At 61.7% G+C, this 20,690-nt stretch carries 20 protein-coding genes and 1 riboswitch; of the genes, 10 read left to right on the forward strand and 10 right to left on the reverse strand.

Going from position 1 to position 20,690, the window contains the following annotated elements:
* Window positions 1–8 precede the first annotated feature (8 nt).
* Complete coding sequence (locus EKL15_RS16520) at window positions 9–950, forward strand: sugar phosphate isomerase/epimerase (protein ID WP_203089930.1); 942 nt, start codon at window positions 9–11, stop codon at window positions 948–950.
* Between the two features lie 15 nt (window positions 951–965).
* On the opposite strand, the gene EKL15_RS16525 is transcribed toward EKL15_RS16520, so the two are convergent.
* Window positions 966–1,919, reverse strand: coding sequence for an AraC family transcriptional regulator (locus EKL15_RS16525; protein WP_203089933.1), 954 nt, complete (start codon window positions 1,917–1,919; stop codon window positions 966–968).
* 166 nt (window positions 1,920–2,085) lie between these two features.
* On the opposite strand from EKL15_RS16525, the gene EKL15_RS16530 reads away from it, so the two are divergent.
* The 7 genes from EKL15_RS16530 to EKL15_RS16560 all read left to right on the forward strand — a co-directional run bounded on the left by EKL15_RS16530 (window position 2,086) and on the right by EKL15_RS16560 (window position 8,547).
* A complete protein-coding gene (locus tag EKL15_RS16530) occupies window positions 2,086–3,108 on the forward strand; it encodes an MBL fold metallo-hydrolase (RefSeq protein WP_050438956.1) in 1,023 nt (340 codons plus the stop codon).
* A 32-nt stretch (window positions 3,109–3,140) separates the two neighbouring features.
* Window positions 3,141–4,007 (forward strand): oxidoreductase, encoded by an 867-nt coding sequence (locus EKL15_RS16535; RefSeq protein ID WP_203089936.1) that lies wholly within the window; start codon window positions 3,141–3,143, stop codon window positions 4,005–4,007.
* Window positions 4,008–4,034: 27 nt separating this feature from the next.
* Window positions 4,035–4,895: an oxidoreductase gene (locus EKL15_RS16540; protein WP_043147473.1), complete on the forward strand. Its 861-nt coding sequence runs from the start codon at window positions 4,035–4,037 to the stop codon at window positions 4,893–4,895.
* 156 nt (window positions 4,896–5,051) lie between these two features.
* Window positions 5,052–5,516: a MarR family winged helix-turn-helix transcriptional regulator gene (locus EKL15_RS16545; RefSeq protein ID WP_015377885.1), complete on the forward strand. Its 465-nt coding sequence runs from the start codon at window positions 5,052–5,054 to the stop codon at window positions 5,514–5,516.
* Window positions 5,513–7,450, forward strand: a complete 1,938-nt coding sequence (locus EKL15_RS16550; RefSeq protein ID WP_203089939.1) for an FUSC family protein — start codon at window positions 5,513–5,515, stop codon at window positions 7,448–7,450. The genes EKL15_RS16545 and EKL15_RS16550 overlap by 4 nt, the downstream gene beginning before the upstream one ends.
* A 1-nt stretch (window position 7,451) precedes the next feature.
* Entirely contained in the window at window positions 7,452–7,664 is a 213-nt protein-coding gene (locus EKL15_RS16555) for a DUF1656 domain-containing protein (RefSeq protein ID WP_033648323.1), read from the forward strand.
* A 7-nt stretch (window positions 7,665–7,671) separates the two neighbouring features.
* Window positions 7,672–8,547, forward strand: coding sequence for an HlyD family secretion protein (locus tag EKL15_RS16560; RefSeq protein ID WP_060418897.1), 876 nt, complete (start codon window positions 7,672–7,674; stop codon window positions 8,545–8,547).
* Here the strand turns inward: EKL15_RS16560 and EKL15_RS16565 are convergent.
* A complete protein-coding gene (locus EKL15_RS16565) occupies window positions 8,544–9,464 on the reverse strand; it encodes a LysR family transcriptional regulator (RefSeq protein ID WP_033648321.1) in 921 nt (306 codons plus the stop codon). The genes EKL15_RS16560 and EKL15_RS16565 overlap by 4 nt on opposite strands.
* Window positions 9,465–9,579: 115 nt before the next feature.
* Here EKL15_RS16565 and EKL15_RS16570 point away from each other — a divergent pair, with 115 nt between their 5' ends.
* On the forward strand, window positions 9,580–10,467 hold the full coding sequence (locus EKL15_RS16570) for an SDR family oxidoreductase (protein WP_203089942.1): 888 nt from the start codon (window positions 9,580–9,582) through the stop codon (window positions 10,465–10,467).
* A gap of 59 nt (window positions 10,468–10,526) precedes the next feature.
* On the opposite strand, the gene EKL15_RS16575 is transcribed toward EKL15_RS16570, so the two are convergent.
* From EKL15_RS16575 to EKL15_RS16595, 5 genes are all read right to left on the reverse strand, one after another.
* Complete coding sequence (locus EKL15_RS16575; protein ID WP_203089944.1) at window positions 10,527–12,062, reverse strand: phospholipase D family protein; 1,536 nt, start codon at window positions 12,060–12,062, stop codon at window positions 10,527–10,529.
* 86 nt (window positions 12,063–12,148) lie between these two features.
* Entirely contained in the window at window positions 12,149–12,940 is a 792-nt protein-coding gene (locus tag EKL15_RS16580; RefSeq protein WP_203089947.1) for a helix-turn-helix domain-containing protein, read from the reverse strand.
* A 357-nt stretch (window positions 12,941–13,297) separates the two neighbouring features.
* Window positions 13,298–13,615 (reverse strand): cupin domain-containing protein, encoded by a 318-nt coding sequence (locus EKL15_RS16585; RefSeq protein ID WP_038871643.1) that lies wholly within the window; start codon window positions 13,613–13,615, stop codon window positions 13,298–13,300.
* Between the two features lie 237 nt (window positions 13,616–13,852).
* Window positions 13,853–14,896: an FAD-binding oxidoreductase gene (locus EKL15_RS16590; RefSeq protein ID WP_203089950.1), complete on the reverse strand. Its 1,044-nt coding sequence runs from the start codon at window positions 14,894–14,896 to the stop codon at window positions 13,853–13,855.
* Window positions 14,897–14,913: 17 nt separating this feature from the next.
* The gene (locus tag EKL15_RS16595) at window positions 14,914–16,086 is read right to left on the reverse strand and encodes a nitrate/nitrite transporter (RefSeq protein WP_228011806.1); all 1,173 of its coding nucleotides are present in this window, start codon (window positions 16,084–16,086) and stop codon (window positions 14,914–14,916) included.
* Window positions 16,087–16,267: 181 nt separating this feature from the next.
* Between EKL15_RS16595 and EKL15_RS16600 the strand changes: the two genes are divergently transcribed.
* Window positions 16,268–17,137 carry a LysR substrate-binding domain-containing protein gene (locus tag EKL15_RS16600; RefSeq protein WP_060418903.1) on the forward strand — a complete coding sequence of 290 codons (870 nt, stop codon included), beginning with the start codon at window positions 16,268–16,270 and terminating at the stop codon, window positions 17,135–17,137.
* A gap of 12 nt (window positions 17,138–17,149) precedes the next feature.
* Here EKL15_RS16600 and EKL15_RS16605 read toward each other — a convergent pair whose 3' ends face one another.
* The 3 genes from EKL15_RS16605 to EKL15_RS16615 form a co-directional block, all read right to left on the reverse strand.
* Window positions 17,150–17,557: a DUF2000 domain-containing protein gene (locus EKL15_RS16605; RefSeq protein WP_019455349.1), complete on the reverse strand. Its 408-nt coding sequence runs from the start codon at window positions 17,555–17,557 to the stop codon at window positions 17,150–17,152.
* A gap of 52 nt (window positions 17,558–17,609) precedes the next feature.
* Window positions 17,610–18,458, reverse strand: coding sequence for an AraC family transcriptional regulator (locus tag EKL15_RS16610; protein WP_060439948.1), 849 nt, complete (start codon window positions 18,456–18,458; stop codon window positions 17,610–17,612).
* A gap of 70 nt (window positions 18,459–18,528) precedes the next feature.
* On the reverse strand, window positions 18,529–20,409 hold the full coding sequence (locus EKL15_RS16615; protein WP_203089969.1) for a diguanylate cyclase domain-containing protein: 1,881 nt from the start codon (window positions 20,407–20,409) through the stop codon (window positions 18,529–18,531).
* A 181-nt stretch (window positions 20,410–20,590) separates the two neighbouring features.
* Window positions 20,591–20,666, forward strand: a riboswitch (Fluoride riboswitch).
* The last annotated feature ends 24 nt before the right edge of the window (window positions 20,667–20,690 follow it).

A 20,690-nucleotide genomic window follows, 5' to 3' on the forward strand; every position in this document is an offset into this window, starting at 1 on the left:
AAAGCACCATGAAACTTTCATTCTGTACCGACAGCCTGGGTCATTTACCCTTCGAGCAGATGCTGGATCGGCTGCTGGAGCTGGGGGTGAGCGGCGTGGAAATGACCACCGGCGGCTGGTCTCCGGCGCCCCATCTGGATACCGACGATCTGCTGGCTAACCCCGCCAAACGCCGGCAGCTGCAGCAGGCGCTGGCCAGCCGCGGCATAGAGATCGCCGCGCTCAACGTCTCCGGCAATCCGCTCGATCCCGGCGAACTGGGGCAACGCCATCAGCGCCAAACCGACAATACGCTGGAGCTGGCCGGGCTGCTGGGGGTGAAAAAGATCGTTATGATGAGCGGCCTGCCCCCGGCCAGCCCGCATGACACCATTCCCAACTGGATCACCTATACCGTCAGCTGGCCGCCGACGGTGAAAAACTGTCTGGACTATCAATGGAATGAAGTGGCAATCCCCTATTGGCAGGCGCTGGTCGCTCGGGCCAAAGCGTGCGGCGTCGAGCGCTTTGCGCTGGAAAACTTCAGCGCCATGCTGGTGTGGAACCCGGAAACGCTGTTCCGGCTGCGCGAGGCCGTTGGCCCGATGGTGGGTCTGAACCTCGATCCCAGCCACCTGATCTGGATGGGTGCGGATCCCATCGCGGTGGCCCGCGCCCTCGGCCCCGCCATTCACCATGTGCACGGCAAAGACGTGCGCCTTGAGCGCGGCGTCGTTGAGGTTAACGGACTGCTGGAGACCAAACCGATCGACGACGTGGCCCGCCGCGCCTGGAACTATGTCGCCGTCGGCTGCGGCCGGGATCTGCAGTGGTGGAAGGCGTTCTTCTCGGTGGTGCGCATGATGGGCTACAACGACTGGGTGTCGCTGGAAATGGAAGACCTGACCATGTCGGTCGATGCCGGCATCGTTTCATCCGTTCAGGCGCTGCAGCAGAGCATCAGCCAGTAAAGCCAGGCGCGGCGGTCACGGCCGCTGCGCCCCCTTTCCCTCCGGTTCACTCGCCCCGGCCGGCGTTTGCCGCCGATACTGCGACGGCGACTGCGCCATCACCCGTTTGAAGGCAGTGCTGAACGCGCTTTCCGAGCCGTATCCCAACGAGTAGGCGATCGACGCGACGTTTTCTTTACCGGCCCGCAGACGATCTGCCGCCTGCAGCATACGCCAACGCGAGAGGTATTCCATGGCGGTGCTGCCAACCAGCCCTTTGAAACGTTGAGCGAATACGGTGCGGGAAATGCCGACGATGCGGGCCAGCTCTTCCAGCGTCCAGTTGCGCGCCGGCTCGGCGTGCATGGCGGCGATCGCCAGGCTGATCTGGCGGTCGGTCAGCGCCAGAAACCAACCTTTCGGCAGCCCATGGGCCGTTTCGAGGAACTGGCGAAACACCTGCACCAGCATCAAGTGCGCCAGGTGGGTCGACATCAGCGCACCGCCGAGCTGCGGGTGACGCAACTCGTTCGTCCACTGTTCGAGCGTCCAGCGCAAAACGCCCGCCTGGCTCGAGGCTTTGGGGATGTTGATGATCGGCGGCAGCGCATCAAACAGCAGCGCCGCATGCTGGCCGGAAAAACCGAAACGCCCGCTGATCAAAAAGACCTCGCCACCGCCGTTATGCACGGCGATGCCGTCGCGCGTCGCCTCGGCCATGATCTGCTCCCCTCCCTGCGGCGGCAACGCCGGATCGGACGCGACCCTGAAGCGCCGCCGACTGTTCAGCAAAAAGCAGTCCCCTTCGCGGAAATGGATCGGCTGCGTCAGATCGTCGGTCATGCCCCAGCAGGCGCCGCGCATCACCGCCGTGAATTTGATGCCTTCATGAGGGGGAAACTCGAACGACCAGTCCCCGGCGGCGTCGAAACCGGCGTAAAACTGGTTTTGGGGTTGCAGCAGCGACAACACGTCTGACAGCGGGTCCATGATGAAATCCGTACTCTTGATAAACAAACAAGTACTTTAGCGCATGGATCGTCCGTCTCTCAAGGCTTATTCTTGACAACAAGTTTTATCGCGTCGTGCGGGCAAAGGCGACCTGAACCGCGCCGCTGCCCGAATCATCCATTGCTGTGCTGAAGGAATTCTGACTTTGAGCCGTTGTTCCAAATTGCGCCCGACAGCGGGCGGCTATGCTTCATCGCCACAATGGCGCGATCGGCGCTTTAACAATCAGCGGCCGCCGGCGCCGGGTGACCTGCCCGAGTCCACCCTGCGCGTGTGGTGGGACGTATTTTTCAACAAGCCCAAAGGCACGGTGCCGGCGACGCCGGTGCCGATTCAGCGCCTGTCGCGCGCCGAGCTTGAGGCGGCACCCGATCGTAGCCTGTACCGCCTGGGGCATTCCACGGTGTTGCTCAAGCTGCGCGGCCAATGGTGGCTGACCGATCCGGTGTTCTCCGAGCGGGCATCGCCGCTGCCGTTCGCCGGGCCAAAACGCTTTCACGCGCCGCCGATCGCGATCGAGGAGCTGCCGCCGATCCGCGCCGTGATCCTCTCGCACGATCATTACGACCATCTGGACCAGGCCGCCATTCGGGCGCTGGACGGCAAGGTGGGCCAGTTCGTCGCACCGCTCGGCGTGGGCGATCGCCTGGCGGCCTGGGGCGTGGCGCCGGACAAAATCCGCCAGTTCGACTGGTGGCAAGGCACGGAAATCGACGGCCTGCGGCTGACGGCTACCCCGGCCCAGCACTTTTCGGGCCGGAGCCTGACCGACGGCAACCGCACGCTGTGGTGTTCCTGGGTGATTGAAGACGATGAGCTGCGGGTGTTCTTCAGCGGCGACAGCGGCTATTTCACCGGTTTTGCCGAGATTGGCCGCCGTTTTGGCCCCTTTGACCTGACGCTGATGGAAACCGGCGCCTACGACAAACGCTGGCCCTATGTGCATATGCACCCTCAGCAAACCGTGCAGGCGCACCGGGATTTGCTCGGCCGCTGGCTGCTGCCGATCCATAACGGCACCTTCGATCTGGCGATGCACGCCTGGCAAGACCCGTTCGACCAGGTACTGCGCCATGCCGCTACCTCTAGCGTGCAGGTCGCGACGCCGATGATCGGCGAACGTGTCGATATCGTTCGGCCGCACCCCGGCAGCCGTTGGTGGCGCTAAGCGCCGTTTTATTTATTCGCAGGAAACCTGAAATGAACAATGACCATAAAGTGTGGCTGATCACCGGCGCCTCGTCGGGCCTGGGCAAAGCCCTGGCGGAAGCGGCCATCGCCAACGGCGATCGGGTGGTGGTGACCGCCCGCCGTCTCGACCGCCTGCAGGCGCTGGCTAAGGGCCAGGAGGATCGCGTGCTGCCTTTGGCGGTGGACGTCACGGATGCCGCCGCGCGCGATAAGGCGGTCGCCGATACCCTGGCGCGGTTCGGCCGCATCGACGTGCTGGCCAACCTGGCCGGGCGCGGTGTAGCCGGCGCCTGCGAAGAGTTCAGCCTCGAACAGCTGCGCGAGCAGATGGAGCTGAATTTCTTTGCGGCGGCGGAGATGACCCGCGCCGTGCTGCCGCAGATGCGGCGCCAGGGCAGCGGCAACGTGATCACCGTAAGCAGCATCGCCGGTCTGGTGGCGATGAACGCCGCCGGCCCCTATTGCGCGGCGAAGTTTGCCCTCGAAGGCTGGACGGAGTCGCTGGCCATCGAGGCCAGGCCGCTGGGGATCCACGTGACCCTGGTCGAGCCCGGCGCCTTCCGCACCGAATTTGTCGGCGACGTGAACATGCGGCCGACGCAGCGCATCGAGGCCTACCGCCCGTCGATTGCACCGTTTGAAACCTACCTGGCGCAGTCCGCCGGCCGACAGATGGGCGATCCCGCCAAAGCGGCGCAGCGCATGCTGGAGTTGGTCACTCTCACGGCCCCGCCGGTGCGCCTGATGCTGGGGCGCGACGCTTACGCCATGTGGGACACCACCCTCGCCAAACGCCAGCAGGAGCTTAAAGCCTGGCGCGAACGGGGCGAAGACACCGCCTTTGATGGCGAAGAACTCACTGAAATTCAACTGTAACTCCCCACGATAACGAGGAATCTCGATATGAACAAAACCTGGTTTATTACAGGCGCATCTTCCGGCTTCGGCCAGGCTTTGGCTGAGGCCGTGCTGGCCAAGGGCGACAACGTGGTGCTCACCGCCCGCCGCCTGGCGCCGCTGCAGGCGATCGCCGCCGGCCACGGCGAACGCGCGCTGGCTCTGCAGCTGGACGTGACCGATCCTGCGGCGCGCGCCGCCGCCCTGAAGAAGACCGTCGAAACCTTTGGCCGCCTCGACGTACTGGCCAACATCGCCGGCGCCGGTTCTTACGGGGCGCTGGAAGAGTTCACTTCCGAACAGATCCGCGCCCAGATGGAGCTGAACTTCTTTGCGGCCGCCGAGCTGTCGCGTGAAGTGCTGCCGCAGATGCGCGCTCAACGGTCCGGCCATATTCTCAATCTGACCAGCATCGCCGGCCTGGTGGCCTTCCCCGGCAGCGGTCTGTACAACGCCACCAAGTTCGCGTTGGAAGGGTTTACCGAAGCGCTGCACCACGAGGTCAAGCCGCTGGGGATCCACGTCACGCTGATCGAGCCGGGCGCCTTCCGTACCGGTTTCGCCAGCAGCGCCGCCATGAAGGCCGAACGCGAAATCGCTGCCTATGCGCCACTGGATGCCGGCATGGTGGAGTATTACCGCACGCAGAACGGCAAACAGATGGGCGATCCGGTCAAGGGCGCTCGCGTGATCGTCGATATGGTGGCCAGCGCCACCCCGCCGGTGCGTTTGATGCTCGGTAAGGACGCGTATCAGCTGTGGGACAGCGCGGTAGCCTCCCGCAGCCGCGATCTGGCGCCGTGGCGTGAACGCGGTGAAGATACGGCCTTCCCCGGCGCTGCGATGAATCCCGTTCAGGCGCTGTAATACCCACCTTTCAAACGGGCTGCCTATGTAGCCCGTTTGTTTTATGTGACGTCGTCACGTATGTCTTACCTTTTGTTTCTCAGTCGAGTGTTCAAAACTAATTGCCAAAGCAACTGTTGCCATTTAACCTATATACACTGTTTGCCGAGGTATCCCATGTCATCGAAAGAAAAATCCCTCTATGCCCTCACCAACGCCCTGCAACCGGTTCGCCGGGTGTGGAAACAGGCTGCGACGCTGGCGATCGCCAAATCCGGCATCTCCATGTCGTTGGCTACCGTCGTGGTTCTGGTGCATCGCAATCCGCAGGGCATCAATCAGCGCGACCTGGCGGAAGAAGTCGGCGTCAATCCCGGTGCGCTGGTGCGTCTGTTGGATCAGGCCGCCGCGTTAGGCTTCCTCGAGCGGCAGGAGTCGGCCGGCGATCGTCGGTTTAAAACCCTGCGCATTCTGCCCGCCGGCGCCGAATTGGCCAAAAAGGTCGAAACCGCGGCCGATAAGCTGCGAGTCGAGCTGATGCACGACGTGCCGTTGGAAGATATTGAAACCGCTACGCGCATTCTGCGCCTGTTTGAAGAGCGCGCAGGCCACTATCTGCAACAGGCCGGCAATGAGCCATGAACATCGGTAAACCGCAGCTGCTGTACGCCGCGAAACTGTTTATTTCCGCCATGCTGGCCTTCGCGCTGGCGGAAAGCATCGGCCTGCAAAATCCCTATTGGGCGATGGTGACCTGCTGCGTGCTGAGCAATCCGGTCAGCGGCGCCGTACGCGCCCGCGCCACCTACCGTTTTTGCGGCACGCTGTTCGCCGGCGTTCTGACGCTGGGCCTTTCGGCCTGGCTTAGCAACACGCCGGTGCTGTTGATCGTCGCCGCTGGGCTGTCATCGTCACTGATGCTGGGCCTCTCCTATCTCGATCGCACGCCACGCGCTTACTTTTTCCAGCTGGGCGCCATCACCATGATGCTGGTCGCCATCGCCTACATCAATCACCCGGACACGATGTTCACTATGGTCGTCACGCGGGTGACGGAGATCTGCCTGGGTATTTTGGCGGTGACGCTGGTAGACAGCGTGCTGTTCCCATCGTCGCTGGCGCCGGTGTTGCGCACGCGGCTGAAAGGCTGGCTGGCTGACCTGGCGCGTTGGCAGGAGGACAGCCTCGACGGCAAGGGCAGCGACGCCCAGGCCGACGCGGACCGTATCCGTTTGCTGGGCGACATCGCCTCGTTCAATCAGATGATGACCACCCTTGGCTATGACAGTTCGGTCGATAAGCCCACCCGTCAGGCGGCGATTTCGATACAGCAACGCGTACTGCAAATCGTGCCGCTGCTCTCGGCCATCGGCAGCAGCATCGCCGCACTGCCGGTCGGCCTGCGCCCCCGCCTGCAGCCGTGGCTGAATGAGGTCCGGCGGCAGGCCGTTGAACCCGCACCGCACGCTGCGCCCTCGGTAAGCTTGTTGCCGCCTGCGGCGTCGCTGTCGCCGTGGGAAACGCTGATCGTCGACGAGCTGGCTGAACAGGTTGAGCAGTGGTTAACGCTGTGGGCCGAGGTACAGCAGTTGAACGCATTCCTGGACGGCGAGCCGCTGCCCGCGGCGCTGCAGGCGCAGATGATGCGCAGCCGCGTCTTCTCGCCGCCGCCGGATATCGGCATGGCGGTGCGCATGTTCGCCGGAATTTTGACGACCTACGCCCTGCTGTGCGGCCTCTGGTATTTCACCGGCTGGGAACAGGGCGCCAATATGGTGCTGATGGGGATCGTGGCCATCGCCTTCTTCGGCGCTGGCGACAATCCCGGCACCACCATCGCCACTTTTGGCCGCTTCGCCGCTATCGCTATGGCCCTCGGCGCCCTGCTCAGCTATGTGCTGCTGCCGCTGGCCGGGGATTACGGCAGTTTCCTGATCGTGATGGGGCTGTTTTTGCTGCCGCTCGGCGTGTGGGCGGCGAGCAACCCGCTGGCGACGTTGGCGATCGCCCTGTCGCTCAGCAACGTCAACTTTCAGGGGCACTATGCGCCGAACAATATGGGGCTGTATCTGGAAAGCACTACCGGCACGCTGATCGGCGTCTATTTCGCATTCCTGTGCGCCGCGCTGTTCCGCCGCTGGGGCACCGATCAGGTGGTGGCGCGGCTGATGCGGCAGGATGCGCAAGAGATGCTGCGCCTCAATCGCCACGTCACGGAGCGCGACTTACAGCGCTATCAGGCCCGCGCGTTGGATCGCATCACCGCGCTGGGTAGCCGCCTGGTCGCCGTTGGGCAAGCCGATCGCAGCCCACAGCTGTTGATGCGCTTAAAAACCGCTATCGACCTGATTCGTCTGCAGCAGGCCGGCGCTCTCAGCCCTGGCGCTTCGCCGAACGCCGGTCTGCCGGCGGCGTTCCGCCAACTTTCTCTGCACGCCGAGGCCCCCTCCGCGCTGCTGGGCCAGATCGACGTCGGTCTGCAACAGGCCTGGCGGCAGAACGATCGGCGCGCGCTGCGGCCGCTTACCCGGCTACGGCTGCTGCACTTCCCCACGGCTTTGCACTGGAATCCCTGACATGATCGGTGAAATCAACATTGACGGCGTGTTCATCTCGCCCTTACTGCTGTGCCTGGTGTGCGCATTCTTCTCGCGCATGGCGCTTTCCTGGACGCTCAGCGCGGTAGGCGTCTATCGCTGGGTCGCACAGCGCCCGCTGTTCGACACCGCCCTGTTTCTTATTCTGGCCGGGCTGTTTTTCCACGGCCTGAAATGGCTTACCACCCCCTGAGGACCCCATGTTTCGTGAACGTACTCTTGCTCTGCTGCGCCCCGCGCTGACCCTGATTGCCGTTTTGATCGCGGCAGGCGTGCTGTGGCAGCTTTATCTCTATTACACCTATGCCCCGCAAACGCGCGACGGCAAGATCCGCGCCGACGTGGTGCCGCTGGCCACGGATGTTTCCGGCAAGGTGGACGCCGTGCACATTCACGACAACCAGGTGGTGCATAAAGGGCAGCTGCTGCTCAGCCTGGACAAAGTACGGCTGCGCAATGCGCTGGATCAGGCCGAGGCCGCCGTGGAACGCGCCAACGTCCAGTTGGCGTCATCCCAGCGCGAAAACCGGCGCTATCAGGCGCTGCAGTCGGCTATTTCACAGCAGGAACGCGACAATCGCCGCGATGCCCAATCGCTGGCGAAGGCCAATCTGGATCAGGCCCTGGCGGATCGGGCGCTGGCGCGCATCAACCTGCAGCGCGCCGATCTCTATGCGCCGGTGGATGGCGTGATCACCAACTTCTCCCTGCGCCCCGGCGCTTACGCGACCGCCGGTCAGCCGATCATGGCGTTGGTGGATTCCAACAGTTTCTACATCGCCGGATACTTCGAAGAGACCAAGCTGGGCCGCATCCAGAACGGTGACAAGGTGGTGATCCGCATCATGGGGGAACGGCAGCCGCTGTATGGCCACGTCGACGGGCTTTCCGCCGGCATCAACGACAGCGAGCGCACCACCGCCGCCGGCAATCTGCTCGCCAACGTCAACCCGACATTCAGCTGGATCCGTCTGGCGCAGCGCATCCCGGTGCGCATCGCGATCGACACCATTCCCCACGGCGTCGAGCTGATCGCCGGCCGCACGGCGACGGTCAGTTTGAGTGAAACTCATTAAGCCTGTCCCTCCGGCGTCAACCCGGCGATCAGCGCCTGCAGTAAAGCGCTGACCTTCGGCTGCGCCCGGCGGCTTTTCAGCCAGACCACGTTGATCGGCAGGCCGTCGGTCGCCAGATGCGGCAACACCTCGGCCAACGCCCCCTCCTCTAGCTGCCGTTTGACCAGCCAGGTCGGTAACTGAGCGATGCCGTGCCCCGCCAGCACCGCCGTCAGTTGCCCCTCCGCATCGCCAATGGCCACCCGCGGCGTCAACGTTCTTCGCTCTACCGGCTGGGCACCGCTTCCCGAGAAATGCCAGGGCGTCTGCACGCCGTCGTTTTCCTGATACAGCACGCAGTGATGATGCGCCAATTCAGCAGCGGTGGTGGGTTCACCCTGGCGCTTCAGGTAGCCGGGCGCGGCGCAGAAGATATGCCGCTGCTTACCAAGGTAGTGATGCCCCAGCGTATTTGGCCACACATCTGAACCGCCGATACGCACCAGGATATCGATGCCTTCACTGACCGGATCGGCGAAACGGTCCGTAAACGTGATATGCGGCACCAGCAACGGGTGATCCTCAATACATCGCAAGATCACCGGCAGCGCATGCAAACGGCCAAAGGAAGCGGGAAGATCGATGCGCACCCTGCCGCGCGGCTCGGCGCTTTCCGCCTGCATCGCCAGTTCGGCCTCTTCCAGCTCGGCCAGCACGCCGGTACAGGTGCGATAAAATTGGGTGCCGGCGTCGGTCAGCGCCAGCCGCCGCGTGGTGCGCTGGAACAGCTTCGTCTGTAATCGGCTTTCCAGCCGGGCGATCCCTTTGCTGACGGCGGAGGCAGTCAGGTTCATGCGTTCCGCCGCCAGCGTAAAGCTGCCCATATCGGCCACGCAAACAAACAGACCGATCCCTTTGAGACGTTCGGAAGAAAACATTCCCCTGCCTTATTGATGAATTTAGTTCCCGCAACTCGGTAATTTATAGCGCAAATCATGATTTTTATTCCGATAGACTTTCCCTCACAGCGTTAAAAACCGCAAGAGGTAAGTTATGAAGAACAAGAAGCCCCAGATCCTGATCACCGGCGCCACCGGCCAGATAGGCGGTGCGACCCTGCGTCTTTTGCAATCCCAGGCAGAGATCGAGCCGGTTGCCGCCGTGCGCTCTCCCGCCAAGGCGGCGCCCTTCGAAAAACTGGGTATCCGCACCGTCCAGCTCGATTTTGATCGGGAAGAGACGCTGGCACCGGCGCTGGCCGGCATCGAGCGCGTATTTCTGGCCACCGGCTACACGGTGGACATGCTGCGGCAAAGCAAGGTGTTTCTCGATCGCGCGCGCCAGGCCGGCGTACGGCATGTCGTGCACCTCGGCGCCTGCGGCCGTGACGACACCAGCGTCGCGCACTGGGCTTGGCACCAGCTCATCGAGCGTTACATCGAGTGGTCGGGATTTTCTTTCACCCACCTGCGGCCGGAGTGCTTTATGCAGAACCTGCTCAACTACGACGGCGTACCGGCGGTGAAAAACGGCGTGATCCGGCAATATACCGGCGATGCGCCGTTCAGCTGGGTGGACGGCGACGATGTAGCGCAGGCGGCGGCGCTGGCGCTGCTGCACCCCGAGCGGCACGGCGGCCAAACCTACCGCATGGGCTATGACGTTAAATCCTACGGCGAGATCGCTGCCATGATGACGGAAGAGCTGGGGCAGCCGTTCCGCTATGAAGCGCAAGATCCGCAGGTTTTTCTGGATGAGATGCGCGCGACGGGCGCCGAAATGGCCTACATGAGCTGCGTCTACGACAATTTTCGCCGCATGGCGGCGCGCGATATCCCAGGCGTCGATGAGGTTTTCGATAATTTCCCGCAGAACGCGGGCAGAGAGCCGATGCGGCTAAGGGCGTTTATCCGCAAGCACCGTGACAAGCTGGCCTACTGAGCCTCGCAAGGTTCGCCGGCCAAAACCAGCGAACCTTCCGTTTCCCTCCCGCCGTGCCGTTACAGCATCCACTCGATCGGCAGCCAGCCGGCCACGGCGAGAATAATGCGTTTTACCCAACCGGCGCCGGGCTCTTGCTGATGCACCTCGGTGTGGCCGTCTTCGAAGGCTTCTTTCCACACCATTTTGCCCTCGGGCGTCAATACCGGGCGGTAGGCGGCGTACTCGAGCGGGCCATCAAACAGTTGGCGAGTGTCGGCCGCCAGCGTCGGGCTGTCGATCAAGAAGCCCATTTCGCAGTTCAGGTGCGCCGAGCGCGGATCGAAATTGAACGAACCGATAAACACCCGCTTATCATCGATGGCGAAGGTTTTCGCGTGCAGCGCCGCGCCGGACAGCCCCAGCGGCTTGAGTTCCTTGCGCCCGGTCGGTTGACCGGCGCGCAGCTTCAGCTCGAACAGTTCGACGCCCGCCTGCAGCAGCTCACGCCGGTATTTGGCGTAGCCGGCATGCACCACCAGCACGTCGGTGGTGTTCATCGCGTTGGTCAGCACGCGTATGGACTTCCCCTGTTTGGCAAGCGATTCAAAGAAGCTCGCCCCTTCCCGCCCCGGCACGAAATAGGCGGAAACCAGATCCAGTTGCCGGCCGACGCCGCCGATGATCTTGCCGAGCTGCGTCACCATCAACCGATCGCGCGACGCCTTGCCCAGCCCTTTCGCCGGATCGTCGGCCACCAGCTCTACCTGGGTGAATTCCGGCTGGACGGCGCCATCGCGAAAGCGCACCGCGCTGGTTTCCAGCTGCACCGCCAATTTGCGGGCCCGCTCGCTGCTTTCGGTCGCGGTGGCCTGCGTCAGGAAGGCAGAAAGATTACCTTTGCCACGGATAATCTGCTCAACGCCGAACACCGACGCGCTGTTCCAGTAGCGATCGAAGACCTCGGCCGTTTCTGCCACTACGCTGCCGACGCTCAGCACGTCGAGATCGAGGAAATAGTTTTCGTCGCCGACCTGGAAATACTCGTCGCCAATGTTGCGGCCGCCGATGATCGCCACGGCGCCGTCGACGATGTAAGACTTGTTATGCATGCGCCGATTCATGCGCATAAAGTCAAAGGCGTAGCCGGCCAGCTTCGGCGTGCGCACGGTTGATGGGTTGAACAGGCGGATCTCGACGTTTTCCTGGGCGTTCAGCGCCGCCAGGGTCTCGTCCATGGCGACGCCGTTATCGTCCAGCAGCAGCCGCACGCGCACGCCGCGTTGGGCGGCGTCATACAGGGTTTTCAGCAGGATCTGCCCGGAGGTGTCGTTATGCCAGATGTAGTACTGGGCGTCGATCGACCTTTCCGCCATCCGCGCCAACGCCAGGCGGCTGGCGAACGCATCGTGCCCGCTGGCCAGCGGCACCACGCCGCTCAGGCCTGGATGCGCCGCCATCAGTTCGGCGGCCCGCGCCGGTAACTGGGCGGCAGGATCCGCCGGCAACACCGCCTGCGGCAGACGCTGGGAAATATCCGGCAAACGAAAGAGGACTCTTGCCGCAATAATGGCGATCGTCACGGCGAGAATCAGATACACGACAATTTTTATCACGGGAAGCGGCCTCGGAGGTTGACTGCTTTGCTTTATACGTCATTAGGTTGCTTCAATCTATAGGAGAAGCGCGCTATGCCATAAGGCTATAGCGTAAAGCGCGAAGGCGAAACGCCAAACAGTTTTTTGAACGCCACCGAATAGGCGCTGTGGCTCTCGTAACCGCTTTCGAAGGCGGCATGGATGATCGAGTTGCCGGCCAACAGCAGCGGAATGGACGACAGCAGCCGCAGGCGCTGTTTCCACTGGCCGAAGGTGATGCCGGTTTGTTGAGTGAAATGACGCTGGAAGGTTTTCGCGCTGATCGACAGTGAATCGGCCCAGGCCTCAATGCCGCGATCGTCGGCCGGCGTGATGACCAACAGCCGGCAAATCTCGGCCATTCTCGCCTCTGCCGGCCAAGGCAAATGCAGCGCCAGCTGCGGCTGCAGGCTCAGCTCCTCAAGGAACAACGCTCTGAGCAGCGTATTGCGTTTGGTCTCCGCCCCTTCGGGCGCCAGCGTCGCCAGCTGAGCGATCAGTTCTCGCAGCAGCGGTGAGACCTGCAATACGCCGTCGCGCAGCGGCAAACGCGCGGCGGTGACTTCATCAAGCAAAATCCCGTAAACGCAAATGTTGCTCTGCATGACCAGCTGATGTTCTACCCCCGGCCGCAGCCAGACTGCGGTGGTGGGCGGCACGATCCAGCGCCCGCTGCTCGCCTCGACCGCCATAACGCCCTGCTGCGAATAGAGCAAATGGCTGCGTTTATGCGAGTGGTAAGGAATGACAAAGCCCGCCGGATAGTGTTTCACCAGCCCTGTCACCTCGAACGAGGAGTTTTCGTGGCTGCTGAGGTCGATGCGTTTGGTTTCGGCGTTGTCGACTTCGAATCCCATGGTCGTTTGTCCCTTTTGATAACGCGAATGTCTTTTATTTGATAGAGGCGCCGCATGATCCTCCATATAGTGACGTTCTCGCAAGCCACACCAGGGGCCTTATGCGAAGAAACTCACTATTTACACCAAAATTTCATCGTTCTGCGTAAAACCAAGGCGATGACGTTGCGCATGCGCTGCGCGATGGCGGCTCGTTGCGGGGGCGACGTGGCCGAAAGTGATGGAAAGGGAAAGCGCGGTGGCTTAAATCAGGAGGTAGACGCATCAATCAGCAGGTAGCTCAGCCTGGGGGGCGGCTTAATGCTGCAGGGATAGGGAGAGCGCCTAGGCTCTCCTCTATCCATTCGTGTTATCACCTCAACGGGCCAACTCGGCGCCGTCCAGCTCGGAAATCGCCAGACAAATCACTTCAGTAATGGCCTGTACCGTATAGGCAGTATTGGCAGGGATGATTAACATCTCATGGGGTTGCAACGTCTGATCGTCAACCTTCAGTTCACCGCTCAGCACCATCAGTTTCACCCACCCCGGATGAAAACGCGCCGGTTGTCGGCTGCCCGCATCCAACTTCAGCAACGCCGTATGGCCAGGCGTCTCCCGTTTCAAAATATGAAAACGCACCCCATCGTAAGGCATGTTTTCGTAATGCAGTGACGCCAGTGTTCTCTTATGCATGGTAAGTGTCCTCGTGACCTGTGAGTAGCTGCTCCGCCTTCGGTCGCCATAAAAACGATTGGCGGCTGTCCCTACCGAAAGCACAGGCTCGCAGCCTCTTGGCGAACGGATTTAACTGTCGTACTTGCAGCGGCCCGACCGACCGCCGTTTCATGCCCAACCTGCCTCAGGCATGCTACTAAATATATAAGAGCCTCGCCGACGGCGCAAAAAACCGCTGCCAGGTTGAGCGTATATTCATTTCCCGTCGTCAAATCGCTCGGGGCGATAAGCGTGCGGAATGGCAGGATTGACGCCATACAGCAGCTCGTCGCTGACCAGCCGGCCAAGCGTTGGCGCGCACATCACTGCCGGGTGCATCACCGCCACATAGAGCCGGGTAGCGCCCAGTGGCCCGATGATGGGATAACCGTCGCGCGGCCGGGGCCGCATCCCCACCGAACACGCCTGCAGTTGCAAGGGTGCCGTATCCGGCAGGCGGTTTTTAATCGCCGATTGCGCGTCGTTTTCCACCCGTTTAACGTCCCCCTCCGGCGGGTAATCCTCCGCCGCCAGCAGATCGCCGTTTTGCGTATGGCGCACTTCAACGTCATCGCCCGCAATCAGCGTGTTCACTGCCAGCGCTGCCGCATGATAGCGTAACAGAATCGCCGGCGACGCCTCGATCGGCAGCGAGAACCCGCTGCCATCCAGCAGCGAGGAGATTCCCGTGCCGCAGGCGAGCACCACCCGATCGGCGGCAATCGCGCCTTCCTCGGTAACGATGCCGATTATCTGCCCCTCTTCACGCAAAAATCCGGTGACGGTTCGCCCCAGGAGCAACTCCCCGCCCCACGCGCTAACGCACTCGAGCAACCGCTGTGTCACTTCTTGCGGATCGACGGCGCCGTCACGCGCCGCAAAATAGGCTTGGCTATCGGGCTGCCTGAGCCCCGGTTCCAGCGCGTTCACCTCGGCGGAGGGCAAAAGCCGATTGTCGGGGTTTTGCGTCGCCGGCGCCTGGCCATAGCTGAGCGCGCCGGACCAATTCACCCAGAGATCCGGGATCTCCTGCGCCAGGCGCATCCAGTCAGCGACGATCTCGCGCCGCAGAAACGCGTCGGGAGCGCCCTCAGGCACGCCTTCGCTGATCCAGCCAAACGAGCTGCCTGTGGCCCCCGCCGCGGGATGCGCCTGCTCAACGACGACAACGTGCTGCCCCTGGCGCGCGAGATGATAGGCGACCGATGCCCCGACAATCCCGGCGCCCACGATAACCATGCGTGATGATGTTCCATTCATTTAATGATGTCCGTACCTCATTTCAAGTGCTGCCGCCAAAGCAGGCAGGCCGCCAGACAGGCTACTCCACCGCCGCAGGCCAATACGGCATAAGACGTGCCCCAGCTCTGGGTGGTATCCATCACGACGCCAAAGGATAAAGGGGCGAACGAACCGATGCCGAACCCCAGCAGCGATCGCCAGCCCATCACGCTGCCGAGCTGTTGCGGCGGCACGTTGTCCGCCATCGCGGCCGACAGCACGCCGGAGTCGCCGAGGATGAAGAAACTGCCGATGCTGACGGCCAGCAGCGTCCAGCCCGGCCCCCAGTTCGCCGACCACCCCATCAGCAGCGATCCCAACGCGCCGGCGGCGCCCATAAACATCAGCACCGATGCACGGTTAAAATAGTCGGAAACGGTGCCGACAATCAGCGTGGCAACCATGCCGGCCAGGTGGATCACCGCCGCGACGATCAATCCGGCGCTGAGCGGATCCAGAGAGAAACCGCTCAACGCCTCGCTGACCAGGCTGGGCGCCCAGGCCCAGTTACCGAGCAGTTCCCAGCTGTGGGCGATATACCCGACCAGCAACAGCAGGGTCGCATAGGTGATAGCATAGCTTTCACGTTTCGTCTGCCTCCCCAGCGTACGCGGCTGCGGTTCCCGATAACCGACCAGGGCCAACGAACCCGCCAGCGCCCCCAGCAACGCACCGGCGGCACACAGGGAGAACGCCACGCCGGCCCCCCAGCGCATGGCGCTCCAACCGGCGATGAAAACCGACAGAAAATACCCCAACGAACTGGCCGCCAGCATCATGCCGATGGCGTAACCGCGCCGGGCCGGGCCGTTCATCCCCATCGCCAGCAGCAGCGCCGGCGTATAGGCGCCGCCCTGCGTCAGGCCGACGAAGGCCATCAACACCAGCGCGCCGGCATAAGAATGGGCAAACACGGCGAACAGCATCAGCGCAGCGGCGCCCAGCCAGGAAAACAGCAGGTAAACCCGGCGCGCCCCCAGCGAATCACACCACCAGGAAGCCACCAGCAGCGCCAGCGCGTTGGTCAGGCTAAATACCGTTTGCACCGTACCGGCGGAGGCGGCGTCGAGCTGCCACTCGCTTCTGATGGTAGGCAGTGCACCGGCGAACATCATGGTGCCCAGGCAGAGGCCGGCCCGGCTCACGCAAAGCAGAAAGAAAGCTCGCATCTCAGCGCCGTCTCCCTGCCCATCGGGGGGTGAGGATAATTCGACTAACACGAACGACAGACGGGGAAAATCGCTGCATAGCACGCTCGGCAAACCGGGAAAGATGCGTGATAATAGTGAGAAAAATCAACGGCTGACAAACGATCTTTCCTCGCTCATTTGGTTGAGCTAGACTCAACCTATGAAAAAAATTCACTCCCTGCCGCACCTGTCCGCTTTCGAAGCCGCCGCCCGCCTTGGCAGCTTCAGCGCCGCTGCGGATGAGCTGTTTCTCACCACCGGCGCGGTCAGCCGCCACATTCGCAGCCTGGAAGAACAGCTAGGGATCACACTGTTTTATCGCGGACACAAGTCCGTGCGGCTGACGCAGGCCGGCGAGAATTTTTCCCGCACCGCGTCCCGGGTGATAAGCGAACTGTATGCTGCGGAAAGCGCACTGAAAGCGAGCGCCGGCCGGCAGCGGCTGGTGGTGCACAGCCTGCCGACGTTCACCATGCACTGGCTGATGCCGAAGCTGGCGGCGTTCAATGAGATTCATCCGGAGGTCGCGATTGATATCACCACCAGCACAGGGGCCGTCGATCGCAATACGCCGTTTGATCTGGCGATCCGGCGCGATCCCGCGCACTTCTCCGGGCTGAAAGCGATCCCTTTTCTGCAGGAAGAGAGCCTGTTGGTCTGCAGCCAGAGCTACTTGCGCGCCATGCCGGTCAGTGCGCCCGGCACGCTGGCCGGGCATACCGCTATCCGCATCCGCGCCCGTGAGGATTTATGGCACAGCTGGCTGAATACCTACCCGACGGCGTTGGACGCCTCGCCGCCGCCGCTCACGCTCGACCATACCTTCGCCGCCATTCAGGCGGCCGAGGACGGTCTGGGGCTGGCCGTCGTGCCTTACCTGTTCTGCGCCAAGCATCTGTCGTCCGGCCGACTGGTGTCGCCTTTCCCGGCGTTGACTATCCGAACCGGCGTTTATTCCCTGCTGCTGCGCGATCGGGACGATGAGGTCGTGAGAAAGTTCGCCGCCTGGCTGCAGGCGTTTCAGGCTTAGGTCTCGGTAGAGTTAGCCGTGAAGCGCCAGGCCTTTTATCGCCTTATCCACCGCTTTTTTCGGTCCGCGCAGCGCCAGACCGACCAAATCCAGATTGTCCGCGTCTTCAGCGAGAAAAACCTGCCGATTGGCTTCATCGTGCCCGGTCGAGAACATGGCGTGCACATAGGGGATCAACGTCAATTCCCGCTCCAACCCTTTGCGATGCACATTTTGCAGGCCCGGCAAATCTGCGGCGAAAATCAGCATCGGCTGCCCGGAAATACCGCCGTAGCGTCTGCCCTGCGCATCCACGTAACACTCGCCGATGATTTCCGGGGCGGCGGCGGCGATGCCCGTCGCCAGAAAGGCCACCACGTTCAGCCGCTGCCAGGTCTGCAGATCGTCGCGTACGATAAACGCTATCTTGGTATCAAACATCTTTCGCTCTACTCCGTAGTGCTGTTAAAAGCACATCATCGGAAATGGCAAATCAGCGGTATAGAACGTTTGTGCACTGGCGTTGATAGGCCGCCGGTGATAAACGGTAGGCGCGCTGGAACCAGCGACCCAAATGGCTCTGATCGGCAAAGCCCACCTGCATGGCGACCTGCGCCGGTTCTTGCCCCTGCGCCAACAACAAGCGTGCGGCCCGCAGCCTCAACCGAACCAAATACGCATGCGGCGACTGGCCAAAAGCCCGAGTGAATTGGCGAGTCAGGCGGAAACGGTCCAGACCACACTGAAGCGCCAGGTCATCCAGACTGGGGTTATCCGCCATATGTGCATGCAGATAGTCCCGTAAGCGGTTCATCTCAACCAAAGCGTCGTCGTGTTGGGAATCCGGCCTGGCACGGATGTGCCGTGACAATAGCGTCAGCAGATGGTCCAGGCTTTGATCGCGCGCCAGTCGCCCCTCTCTATGATGCAACGAGAAAAAGGCCTGCTGTATCGCGGCCGCCAGCATAGGATCGTCGGTCAACGTGCTGTGGAAGGCACCTTCCAGCACGGAGGCGTCCCCCATTCCACGGCGGTGCATAGCGGCGGATACCCAATGCTGGGGCAAATAGAGCATCGCATAGGTAAATCCCTCGGCCTGCGGCGCATGGCCATCATGCACCGCACCCGGTTCGATCAGCATGGCGCGCCCCGGCCGGCTGGTATGCAATGAGCGGTGGCAGTTGAAACGCTGTAAACCCTGCTGCGTGACACCCACCAGCATTTCATCATGATCGTGAGGATCGTAGGCATGTCCCTGAAAGTGGGCATTGACGCTCTCAATACCGGTTTCCTCATCGCGTCGCAGTTCGAGCCAATCTTTATGTTGATGATTTGACGCCATGCAATAAATCCGGAGTTCTGCTCACAGGAAAAGAAAAACAGCTTACCCTGAGACCGCCACCGTTGCACGCTCACAGCTCGCAGATGGCGTAAGTGCCCTTTCCGGCCGATTTCGCCTGATACATCGCGCCGTCGGCGCGGGTCAGCAGCATTTCCTCCGTCACATCGCCGCGTGGGGAAATGGCCGCGCCGATGCTGGCGGAAAGCCGTACCTTCTGCGGCCCGATCTGCGTAATTTTGGCCAGATGCGCCAACACGTTTTCGCAAAACTCGCTGACTTCGCGCCGCGGATCCGTCAACGGCCACAGGATCACCGTGAACTCGTCACCGGCCAGACGCGAGACGCTGTGGCGCTCGCCGGCGCAGGCGCTGAGCAATGTGGCGAATGTCTTCAGGATCGCGTCGCCGAAGTCATGGCCATAGCTGTCGTTAAGGGTTTTGAACCCGTCGAGATCGATAAACAGCAGCGCCATCTGCCGCTGATGGCAACAGGCCTGCAGCGTGCCCGACAACCGGCGTAGAAACGCGCGGCGATTGGTCAATCCGGTCAACATGTCGTGGGTTGCGTCATATTCCAGCCGCTGCTGCAGCCGCTTCAGTTCGGTGATGTCCATGGCGAGAATGTAAAAGCCCTGCGCTTCGCACGGCACCAGCGTGGTGTGGATCATCAGAAGCCCTTGCCGGGTCTGCAGCTCATTCTCAAAACTCACCATTTCGCCCGCGAGGGCCCGCTCGATCATCGGTTTTGCTATTCGATAAACGCTTTCCCCCATGAAATCGCGCACCGTCATCCCCCTGAGGCTGGACTCCTCCAGACCGAACCAGGTTTTGTAGGCGCTGTTGGCGAACAGGTAGCGTTCATTGCCGTCGATCTGGCTGATTAAGGCCGGCATATTGTCGGTAATGGCGCGCAGACGCTCCTTCTCCGCACTGAGCTGATATTCGGCGAGCACCCGGGTCTCAATCTCTTCGTTGAGCTTTTTAACCACCACGTTCAGCTCCTGCGTGCGGATTTCGACGCGTTGTTCCAGCTCGTGTTGCAGAGCGAACAGATCGGCCTCGGCCGCTTTACGCTCGCTGATATCGACGATAACCGAGATGAAATGGTCCGGCTTGCCGTTCGGCAAACGATTGAGCGCCACCGTCAGCTGCACCCAAACGATCGAGCCGTCGGCGCGGAAATAGCGTTTTTCCATCGAATAGGTACTGATTTCATTTTTCAGCAGCTGCTGCAGCTTTTCCAGGTCGGTGTTGAGATCGAGCGGATAGGTAATGTCCTGGAAGGTACGATCCATCAGCTCGCGCTCGGAGTACTGAAGCATTTCGCAGATGCGCGGATTCACCCGCAGCCAATATCCTTGCAGCGAGACCAGCGCCATCCCTACCGCCGCCTGGGAGAAGGTTTGTTCGAACAGCGCCTCCGTGCGCTGCAGGTCGGATTTCAGGTTTTCGGTATAGACGAGGCGTTCAATGCTCTGCAGATATTCCTCCACCACGGCGGCGAAATCGTGCAGATCGGCCAGTTGAGCAGGAGAAAACGGCTGTGGGTGGCTGTCGATAATGCACAGTGTGCCGAGCGGCAAGCCATCGAGCGACAGCAGCGGCTGCCCGACGTAAAAACCGATCCTCGGCCCGCCGATCACCAGCGGATTATCGAAAAAGCGCGGATCCTTGGCGGTATCGGGCACCACCAGCGCTTCGTGTTGCAAGATGGCATGGCCGCAAAACGAGATATTGCGCGGCGTTTCTCGGGCATCCAGACCGTAGCGCGATAAAAACCATTGGCGATCCCGGTCGATCAGCGACACCAGCGCAATGGTCACGCCGAAGTATTTCGCCGCCAACCGCGTGATGCGATCCAGTTTTTCCACCGTGTTCGAATCCAGCACGTTCAGTGAGTTCAATACCGACAGGCGTTCGGCTTCGTTTTCGGGGAAGCAGGGTTCGAGCATGTTGTCTCCCATTGTGTCACCCACGGACCCGGCATAGCCGGCGTGAGTCCGTTCAGCCTATCCGTCGGTTAGCGGCAAATAATATCCTTGTCCATCATAGACTCACTCACAGTATCAATCCGATTATGTATTCTCGCCAACTTTGCCGGGCGTTGCGTTTCCCCCCACGCTGCGCTACAGTCGTTCACAAGGTGATGGTGTTCCACCTTTCCCAACCGCCGCGTTCACTCGAACCGGATGATGACGCCTGATATACAACTTCGCTTTATTTTTTAGGCAGG

Source organism: Serratia sp. 4542 (genome assembly GCF_016805595.1).
Taxonomy (GTDB): Bacteria; Pseudomonadota; Gammaproteobacteria; order Enterobacterales; family Enterobacteriaceae; genus Serratia; species Serratia nevei.

Excerpts from the sequence above, each read along its gene's own strand:
- EKL15_RS16590 (WP_203089950.1), bottom strand. The coding sequence starts at position 14,896 with ATGAATGGAACATCATCACGCATGGTTATCGTGGGCGCCGGGATTGTC.
- EKL15_RS16540 (WP_043147473.1), top strand. The coding sequence starts at position 4,035 with ATGAACAAAACCTGGTTTATTACAGGCGCATCTTCCGGCTTCGGCCAG.
- EKL15_RS16520 (WP_203089930.1), top strand. The coding sequence starts at position 9 with ATGAAACTTTCATTCTGTACCGACAGCCTGGGTCATTTACCCTTCGAG.
- EKL15_RS16605 (WP_019455349.1), bottom strand. The coding sequence starts at position 17,557 with ATGTTTGATACCAAGATAGCGTTTATCGTACGCGACGATCTGCAGACC.
- EKL15_RS16565 (WP_033648321.1), bottom strand. The coding sequence starts at position 9,464 with ATGTTTTCTTCCGAACGTCTCAAAGGGATCGGTCTGTTTGTTTGCGTG.
- EKL15_RS16570 (WP_203089942.1), top strand. The coding sequence starts at position 9,580 with ATGAAGAACAAGAAGCCCCAGATCCTGATCACCGGCGCCACCGGCCAG.
- EKL15_RS16580 (WP_203089947.1), bottom strand. The coding sequence starts at position 12,940 with ATGGGATTCGAAGTCGACAACGCCGAAACCAAACGCATCGACCTCAGC.
- EKL15_RS16555 (WP_033648323.1), top strand. The coding sequence starts at position 7,452 with ATGATCGGTGAAATCAACATTGACGGCGTGTTCATCTCGCCCTTACTG.
- EKL15_RS16550 (WP_203089939.1), top strand. The coding sequence starts at position 5,513 with ATGAACATCGGTAAACCGCAGCTGCTGTACGCCGCGAAACTGTTTATT.
- EKL15_RS16585 (WP_038871643.1), bottom strand. The coding sequence starts at position 13,615 with ATGCATAAGAGAACACTGGCGTCACTGCATTACGAAAACATGCCTTAC.
- EKL15_RS16545 (WP_015377885.1), top strand. The coding sequence starts at position 5,052 with ATGTCATCGAAAGAAAAATCCCTCTATGCCCTCACCAACGCCCTGCAA.
- EKL15_RS16560 (WP_060418897.1), top strand. The coding sequence starts at position 7,672 with ATGTTTCGTGAACGTACTCTTGCTCTGCTGCGCCCCGCGCTGACCCTG.
- EKL15_RS16595 (WP_228011806.1), bottom strand. The coding sequence starts at position 16,086 with ATGCGAGCTTTCTTTCTGCTTTGCGTGAGCCGGGCCGGCCTCTGCCTG.
- EKL15_RS16610 (WP_060439948.1), bottom strand. The coding sequence starts at position 18,458 with ATGGCGTCAAATCATCAACATAAAGATTGGCTCGAACTGCGACGCGAT.
- EKL15_RS16600 (WP_060418903.1), top strand. The coding sequence starts at position 16,268 with ATGAAAAAAATTCACTCCCTGCCGCACCTGTCCGCTTTCGAAGCCGCC.
- EKL15_RS16525 (WP_203089933.1), bottom strand. The coding sequence starts at position 1,919 with ATGGACCCGCTGTCAGACGTGTTGTCGCTGCTGCAACCCCAAAACCAG.
- EKL15_RS16535 (WP_203089936.1), top strand. The coding sequence starts at position 3,141 with ATGAACAATGACCATAAAGTGTGGCTGATCACCGGCGCCTCGTCGGGC.
- EKL15_RS16615 (WP_203089969.1), bottom strand. The coding sequence starts at position 20,409 with ATGCTCGAACCCTGCTTCCCCGAAAACGAAGCCGAACGCCTGTCGGTA.